Here is a 7,251-nt window from a genome sequence, read left to right on the forward strand (position 1 = left end):
CCGACCCGTACGTCCCCCTCCCCCCGACCCACCCGTCCCGAAGGCAACGGAGCTTCCGCATGGACACCTGGACTCAAACGATGGGCGCCGGCCCACTGCTGGCGATAGCCGCCGGCGCCATCGCCGTACTGCTCTTCCTGATCATGAAGCTGCGGGTGCACGCCCTGCTGGCGCTCATCGTGGTCAGCCTGCTGACCGCGTTCGCCACCGGCATCCCCTCCGCGCACGTGGTCGACACCCTGGTCCAGGGCTTCGGCTCCACCCTCGGCGGCGTCGCCCTGCTCGTCGGACTCGGCGCCATCCTCGGCCGGCTGATCGAGGTCAGCGGCGGCGCCCAGGCGCTCGCCGACGCCCTCATCCGGCGCTTCGGCGAGGACCGCGCCCCGCTCGCACTGAGCCTGGCCTCACTCCTCTTCGGCTTCCCGATCTTCTTCGACGCCGGCCTCGTCGTCATGCTGCCGATCGTCTTCACCGTCGCCAGGCGGCTCGGCGGCGGCATCCTGCGGTACGGGCTCCCGGTGGCCGGCGCGTTCTCCGTGATGCACATCTTCGTGCCGCCGCACCCCGGCCCCGTCTCGGCCTCCGAGCTGATGGGCGCCGACATCGGCCTGGTGATCCTGCTCGGTCTGGTCATCGCCGTCCCCACCTGGTACGTCACCAGCTACCTCTTCGGCCTGTGGGCCGGCAAGCGCTTCGTCCTGCCCGTGCCGGACATCCTGACCGGCGGCGAGCAGGCCGAGCACGACAAGAACCCGCCGTCCCCCGGCACCGTCATCGGGCTGCTGATGCTCCCGCTCGTCATGATCTTCGCCAACACCGGCCTGGACATGGCCCGCGCCGCCGGCTGGGTGGACGGCGACGCCGGCTGGTTCCAGTTCTCCCGGGCCATCGGCGCCACCCCGATCGCGCTGCTCGTCACCGTGCTGGTCACCAGCTACGTGCTCGGCACCCGGCGCGGACGCGGCGGCGAGGTCATCGAGAAGCTCGCCGACTCCGCCCTCGGCCCCATCGCCTCCATCGTCCTGATCACCGGCGCCGGCGGCATGTTCGGCGGGGTGCTGCGCGCCAGCGGCATCGGTGACGCGCTCTCCGACTCCCTCTCCGACCTCGGCCTGCCGGTCATCGTGGTGGGCTTCCTGGTCGCCGCCGCGCTGCGCATCGCCCAGGGCTCGGCCACCGTCGCGCTCATCACGGCGGCCAGCCTCATCCAGGGCGTCGTGCTGGACGGCGGCTTCAACTCCGTCGAGGTCGCGGCCATCGTGCTGGCCCTGGCCGCCGGCTCCGTCGTCGCCAGCCACGTCAACGACTCCGGCTTCTGGCTGGTGGGCCGCTTCATGGGCATGGACGTGAAGACCACGCTGCGCACCTGGACCGTGCTCCAGACGCTCATCGGCGTGATGGGCTTCGGCATGGCGGTCGGCATCTACGCCATCGCCTGACCCGCGCGGCCGGGTCCTGATCCCGGCCGCGCGGCAGTCCTGTGGTGACGGGGCGGCGGGATCGGCGACGATCGCGCCGCCCCGTTCTCCTTGTCCGGCCCGTCCTCCCGGTCCGGCCCCTTACTGGAGGCCCAGACTCATCCACCGCTCCGGCCGGGCCAGCGGCGCGAAACCCACCTTCCTGTACACCCCGTGCGCGTCCTCGGTGCACAGCATGATCCGGCGCAAACCGTACGGAGCCAGCTCGTCCCGCACCGCCCGCGCCAGCTCCGTCCCCAGCCCCCGCCCGCGCGCCGCCGGAGCCACGTACACATCGCACAGCCACGCGAACGTCGCCCGGTCCGTCACCACCCGGGCATAGCCGACCTGCGCCCCCGACGCCGCCTCGTACACCCCGAAGTTCAGCGACCCGGCGATCGCCGCGTCCTGCTTCTCCCGGCTGCGCCCCCGCGCCCAGTACGCGTCCGTCGACAACCAGGGGGTGTCTGATGGATCCCGCCTGGCCCGCGTGCCCTGGCACGGCACCTCGCTGCGTTGTCGGGCACGACCGAGTAGCCCACTACGAGGCCGACCCTCCGCCTTGCGATGCACCGCACCAGACCACGCGGGCCTGACCGGCGCTATCCATCAGACACCCCCTGGCGGTGCACCAGCGCGGCATCGACCCGGGCCGGGTCCGTGGAGATCTCATAGCCGTCCATGCGGCGATTATTCGGTACCCGTCACCACGCCCACCAGCGAATATGGCCCCCATGACCGAGACCCTGCCCCCCGACTGGGAACGCCGCAGCGCCGAGCTGTGGGCCGCCCTCGACGACCACACCGATCCCGCCGCGTTCCGCGCCGCCGTCGACGCCCTGGCCGGCGAACTGCCACCCGGCAGCGCGGTCGCCGACTTCGAACGCGGCTGTGCGTACGACTCCACCGGCCACCCCGACCGCGCCGTCGAGCACTACCGGCGGGCCCTGGCCACCGGCGGCCTGCCCGGCGAACGCCGCCGCCGCGCCGTGATCCAGCTCGCCAGCTCGCTGCGCAACCTGGGCCGGCCGCAGGAGAGCGTGGACCTGCTCACCGCCGAACTGAACGCCGGCTCCGACCACCTGGACGACGCCGTACGCGCCACCCTCGCCCTCGCGCTGACCGGCGTCGGGCGGGAGCGGGAGGCGGTCTCCGTCGCCCTCACCGCCCTCGCCCCGCATCTGCCGCGCTACCAGCGGTCGATGGCGAACTACGCCCGGCTGCTGGTGGAGGACGCACAGCCGCCACCCGGACCGGGCAGCCCCTGATCGCCGGACAGGAACCGCAGGTGCAGCACGCTGCGCGCGTTCGTCTCCCGGAGCCTGCGCAGGAGATCCCTCCAGCGCCGCTGCTGCTCACTCTCCGGCACCCGCGGCCGGCCACCGGGCGAGACCGGAACCGGCCGGGCCGGCCCGTCGTCGTCCCCGCGGCCGGTCCCCGGCTCGATGTACGGCGCAGCCATCACAGCGGGCAGACGTACCCCCGCCCGTCCCGGCTCATTCCTCGGCCCCGCGCGGTCACTCCTTGCTCCGCACCTCGCCCAGCGGGTGCGGGTCCTCGGCCGGAGCGGTGGCCGCCGACCGCCGGCCGGCCGCGTCGCCACCGAGCACGGCCCGCAGATACGCGGTGGTGAGCCGCTGGACGACGCCGACCCGGGCCGGGTCCTCGTCGGTCGTCTCGGCGGCCTCGTAGCCACTGACCCCGCCGAGCGAGTGCTCCGCCCCGTACAGCGTGAGCAGGCTCTTGCTCCCCGGGCTGTGGGTGTACCCGTCGGTGAACCAGTCGGGGCCGCGCGTGGAGAGCGGGGAGTCGTCCCGGTCCCCGGCCACCAGGAGCGCCGGCGCGCTCATGGCCGCGAACGACGGCCGCATGAAAGGGAGGTGCTGCGCGGCGAACGGGGAGAGGCTGTCGCCCAGCCCGGTCAGTGCGAGCAGGACACCCGCCGTGACCCGGGGGTCGGACAGGTCCTCGCCCGGAACGCCGTCGGCGTCCAGGACGCGGGCGCCCAGCAGTGTGCTCGCGGTCTGGGCGCCCCAGGAGTGGCCGGCCACGGCGATCCGGCCGTGATCGACACGGCCGCCGAGCCCGGGCAGGGCGGCCTCCAGGGCGTCGAGGCCGTCCAGGACCCGGGTCAGATCCGTCACCCGGTGGCGCCAGATGTGCGGGGTGCGGGGATCCTCGGCGGGGAGGCCGAGCGTCCGGGAGTCCAGGTGGGTGGGGCGCAGCACCACGAAGCCCTGGGCGGCCCAGTGGTCGGCGAGCGGCGCGTAGCCGTTCATCGACTGGCCGAAGCCGTGCGAGAAGACGATCACCGGGAGCCGGTCGCCGGTGGCGGGGGCGGAGACCCGGACCTGGAGGTCCGTGCCGCGCCCGGGGGCGGGCAGGACGACGGGGGCGGCGTCGAGCACGGTGGCGGGAACGGGCGGGGCGGCGGGGGAGGACGGGGACATGGCGGGACCTTCCTGGGGGACTTCCGGTGCGGTTCCGGTGGGTTCCGGGTGGCGGCTCCGGCCGGTGGGCACGGCTTGGCCGTCGTGCGCCGGTCTGCCAGAATGCAGAAACGGAACGACGCTCCGAAACGATACGGAGCGCTGTTCCGCTTTGCAAGTGACCCGGAAGGAACGACGGTGAACGCCAGCGATCAGGGCACGGGAAGCACCTCCGGACCGAAGCGCAAGGACGCCCGCCGCAACCAGCGGACCCTGCTGGACGCCGCCGCCGCGGCCTTCGTCGACGCGGGCGTCGAAGCACCGGTCCGGGACATCGCGGCCCGCGCGGGCGTCGGCATGGGCACGATCTACCGCCACTTCCCGACCCGCGCGGACCTCATCATCGCCGTCTACCGCCACCAGGTGGACGCCTGCGCCGAGGCCGGCCCGGCCCTGCTGGAGAGCAGCCCCACGCCGTACGCCGCGCTGGAGGAGTGGATCGGCCTCTTCACCGACTTCCTGGTCACCAAACACGGACTCGCCGCCGTGCTCCAGCCCGACAACCCCCAGTTCGAAACGCTGCACGCCTCCTTCCTGGACCGGCTCGTGCCCGTGTGCGACCAGCTGCTCGACGCGGCGGCCGACCACGGCGAGATCCGCCCCGGCTACGCCGGCATCGAACTCATGCGGGGCGTCGGCAACCTCTGCATCGGCGCCGGCACCGACCCCCGCTACGACGCGCGGCGCATGGTCGCCCTCCTCATCGCGGGACTGCGCCGCCCGGCCGGGAACGGTGCGCCCGCCGACCGTTGATCATGCTCTCGGCAGGCGCTTGCCCGGGCGTGCCGGGTGTGAGACGTTGAGAAAGAGCCCCCGGTCAGGCGGGCTCCCGGACGAGGGGTGCCGTACCCGGAGTGCGACAAGACGGCCCGTTGGAGGGCTGTCATGGCATGGCTGATTCTGGTGATCTCGGGTGCCCTGGAAGCGGTGTGGGCCACCGCACTCGGCAAGTCCGAAGGCTTCAGCCGCCTCACCCCGACCATCGTCTTCGCCGTCGGCCTCGCGGGCAGCATGGCCGGCCTCGCCTTCGCGATGCGTGACCTCCCGATCGGGACGTCGTACGCGGTCTGGGTGGGCATCGGCGCCACCCTCACCGTCCTGTACGCCATGGCCACCGGCGACGAATCGGTGAGCGCGGCGAAGATCCTCTTCCTGACCATGATCGTCGGCGGCGTCGTCGGTCTGAAGGCCGCCCACTGACGAGGGTTGGTTGCGAGGTTGCTCCTGGTTCGGTTGTCGGGTGCGGGTTCATGCGGCACGGGAGGGTGGGCCCGCACCTTTCGTGTCCCCATGCCCTGTACGTGCTTGCGGGGTTGGGGTTACGACAAGGCAGCGGCGGGAGGGGTGGGGTGGTGGGTGGCCCCGCCGTCGTGACCGAGGCGGCTGCTCGACCCGATGCGGGTTCCGCCTGCCCGGCGCAGGGACTGACCAGTGGTCTTGGGACGGTTCGTGGGTGGGGGTCCGCGTAGCGCGCACCTGCCCTGGCCGCACGTCCGTGCGGTACTCCCCGCGCGCTGGGCTGATGCGCTCGCGGATGATCCACCATCGCTCCGCCCGGGCCCGGCGACCGCCGCGCCACCTGACGCGGGGCCCACCGGTTTCGCCCCCGACGCCCATCCCGGACCGGGGTTGGCCGTGTCACGGGCACCAGCTGCCGCGAACGGGCGGCGTTCCTGCGTACCGCAGAGGACTACCAGCTCCGCAAGCTGACCGCCGAGCAGCGCGAGACGCACTGGCTCGGACCGGGGCCTGCCAGCGAACAGACCCTCGCTGCCACCGAGGCCCGCCTGGGCACCCGGTTGCCGCCCAGTCTGCGCACCTTCCTGTCCGTCACCGATGGCTGGTACGGAGTCGGCGGCTGGATCGAGTTGGTGCGTCCGTGCAGGAAGATCGACTGGCTGCGCAACACCGCCTCGGGTGAGCGGCTGATCGAGCTGTACTCGGAAGCCGATCGACAGGACGAACTCGCCGACCTCTTCCGCAACGCCCTGATGATCGCCGGTGGGGAAGACCTCTGGTTGCTCGACCCCACTGACGTCCGGCCGGATGGTGAGTGGGCCGCCCACGAGTTCGAGCCGAAGTACGGAGAGGCCGAGAGGTACGCCGACTTCTCCGCGCTGTTCCACGCGAGCATGTTGCTGATGACCGAAGAAGGCTGAGGTCAGTCGGGCAGGTTGCCGTTGCCGCCCAGGTTCGCCACCATGCGGCGCAGGACGTTGACCGTGGTCACGTAGTCGGCTGTGGTTATGCCCTCGTGCACCCGGTCATGCACTCGCCGGTTCCGCGTCCTGGCCCGCAGGCGCCCCGCCGCACCGGCGTCGGTCAGAGTCAGCCCCTCGGCGTCCTCCGTTATCCACCCCCGGTTCAGCAGGTCGTCGAAGACACCGTCGAAGTCCGTGTCCTGGTCGTCGTACGGGCTCAACCGCTCGATCAGCGCCGACCGGGTCCACGCGCCGGGCCTTCCCGCGACATGGTTGAGCGTCCACCAATGGGGCTGGGTAAGGTCTTCCACCGCCAGTTCGGCCCGGATGGCACCGACCACTCGACGGTAGGTCTCGCCACTCCACGCACCGATGGGCTGTGCCGCCAGCTCATTCTGCGGGTACTCCTTGATCGCCACGGTGACTCCCTTTCTCGTGCTCGTTCAAGGCGACCGTAGAAACTCAAGCTCACTTGAAGTCAAGGCGATTGGGCGAAACTCGTCGCGAACGTCGGGGTTCCATCCCCGGGATCGCTCTCGGCGGCCTTTCCGATCGGGCCGGGGCGCTGTTCTCTCCGCATCTGATCGTTTCGCTGATCGGGGATGATCACGCCCACGAAAGTGAGGGAAAAGTGTCACCCCGGCCCGTTCGCGGCAGCTGGTGCCCGTGACACGGCCAACCCCGGTCCCGGATGGGCGTCGGGGGCGAAACCGGTGGGCCCCGCGTCAGGTGGCGCGGCACCCGACCACCCCGGGCGGAGCGATGGTGGATCATCCGCGAGAGCATCAGCCCAGCGAACCCGCAGCACCGCACGGACGTGCGGCCAGGGCAGGTGCGCGCTACGCGGACCCCCACCCACGAACCGTCCCAAGACCACTGGTCAGTCCCTGCGCCGGGCAGGCGGAACCCGCATCCGCACGAGCAGCCGCCTCGGTCACGACGGCGGGGCCACCCACCACCCCACCCCTCCCGCCGCTGCCTTGTCGTAACCCCAACCACGAGAGCACGTACAGGGCATGGGGACACGAAAGGTGCGGGCCCACCCTCCCGTGCCGCATGAACCCGCACCCGACAACCGAACCAGGAGCAACCTCGCAACCAACC

8 protein-coding genes and 1 riboswitch are annotated in these 7,251 nt (G+C 71.9%); of the genes, 5 read left to right on the forward strand and 3 right to left on the reverse strand.

What is annotated here, in order from left to right; translation table 11 throughout:
- Positions 1-59: 59 nt before the first annotated feature.
- Entirely contained in the window at positions 60-1,439 is a 1,380-nt protein-coding gene (locus BM385_RS24945) for a GntP family permease (protein WP_093844432.1), read from the forward strand.
- 120 nt (positions 1,440-1,559) lie between these two features.
- On the opposite strand, the gene BM385_RS24950 is transcribed toward BM385_RS24945, so the two are convergent.
- Complete coding sequence (locus BM385_RS24950) at positions 1,560-1,964, reverse strand: GNAT family N-acetyltransferase (protein ID WP_051130985.1); 405 nt, start codon at positions 1,962-1,964, stop codon at positions 1,560-1,562.
- A gap of 227 nt (positions 1,965-2,191) precedes the next feature.
- On the opposite strand from BM385_RS24950, the gene BM385_RS24955 reads away from it, so the two are divergent.
- On the forward strand, positions 2,192-2,725 hold the full coding sequence (locus BM385_RS24955; RefSeq protein ID WP_093844433.1) for a tetratricopeptide repeat protein: 534 nt from the start codon (positions 2,192-2,194) through the stop codon (positions 2,723-2,725).
- Between the two features lie 249 nt (positions 2,726-2,974).
- On the opposite strand, the gene BM385_RS24960 is transcribed toward BM385_RS24955, so the two are convergent.
- Positions 2,975-3,907 carry an alpha/beta hydrolase family protein gene (locus BM385_RS24960; RefSeq protein ID WP_093844434.1) on the reverse strand — a complete coding sequence of 311 codons (933 nt, stop codon included), beginning with the start codon at positions 3,905-3,907 and terminating at the stop codon, positions 2,975-2,977.
- A 177-nt stretch (positions 3,908-4,084) separates the two neighbouring features.
- Between BM385_RS24960 and BM385_RS24965 the strand changes: the two genes are divergently transcribed.
- The 3 genes from BM385_RS24965 (at position 4,085) to BM385_RS24975 (ending at position 6,105) form a co-directional block, all read left to right on the forward strand.
- Positions 4,085-4,699, forward strand: coding sequence for a TetR/AcrR family transcriptional regulator (locus BM385_RS24965; RefSeq protein WP_093844435.1), 615 nt, complete (start codon positions 4,085-4,087; stop codon positions 4,697-4,699).
- Between the two features lie 51 nt (positions 4,700-4,750).
- Positions 4,751-4,820, forward strand: a riboswitch (guanidine-III (ykkC-III) riboswitch).
- An 11-nt stretch (positions 4,821-4,831) separates the two neighbouring features.
- A complete protein-coding gene (locus BM385_RS24970; RefSeq protein ID WP_019431476.1) occupies positions 4,832-5,146 on the forward strand; it encodes a DMT family transporter in 315 nt (104 codons plus the stop codon).
- A gap of 506 nt (positions 5,147-5,652) precedes the next feature.
- Complete coding sequence (locus BM385_RS24975) at positions 5,653-6,105, forward strand: SMI1/KNR4 family protein (RefSeq protein ID WP_078575707.1); 453 nt, start codon at positions 5,653-5,655, stop codon at positions 6,103-6,105.
- A 2-nt stretch (positions 6,106-6,107) separates the two neighbouring features.
- Here the strand turns inward: BM385_RS24975 and BM385_RS24980 are convergent, their stop codons facing one another.
- The gene (locus tag BM385_RS24980) at positions 6,108-6,566 is read right to left on the reverse strand and encodes a winged helix DNA-binding protein (protein ID WP_093844436.1); all 459 of its coding nucleotides are present in this window, start codon (positions 6,564-6,566) and stop codon (positions 6,108-6,110) included.
- Between the last annotated feature and the right edge of the window lie 685 nt (positions 6,567-7,251).

Origin of the sequence: Streptomyces harbinensis (genome assembly GCF_900116145.1) — a bacterium.
Lineage (GTDB): Bacteria > Actinomycetota > Actinomycetes > Streptomycetales > Streptomycetaceae > Streptomyces > Streptomyces carpaticus.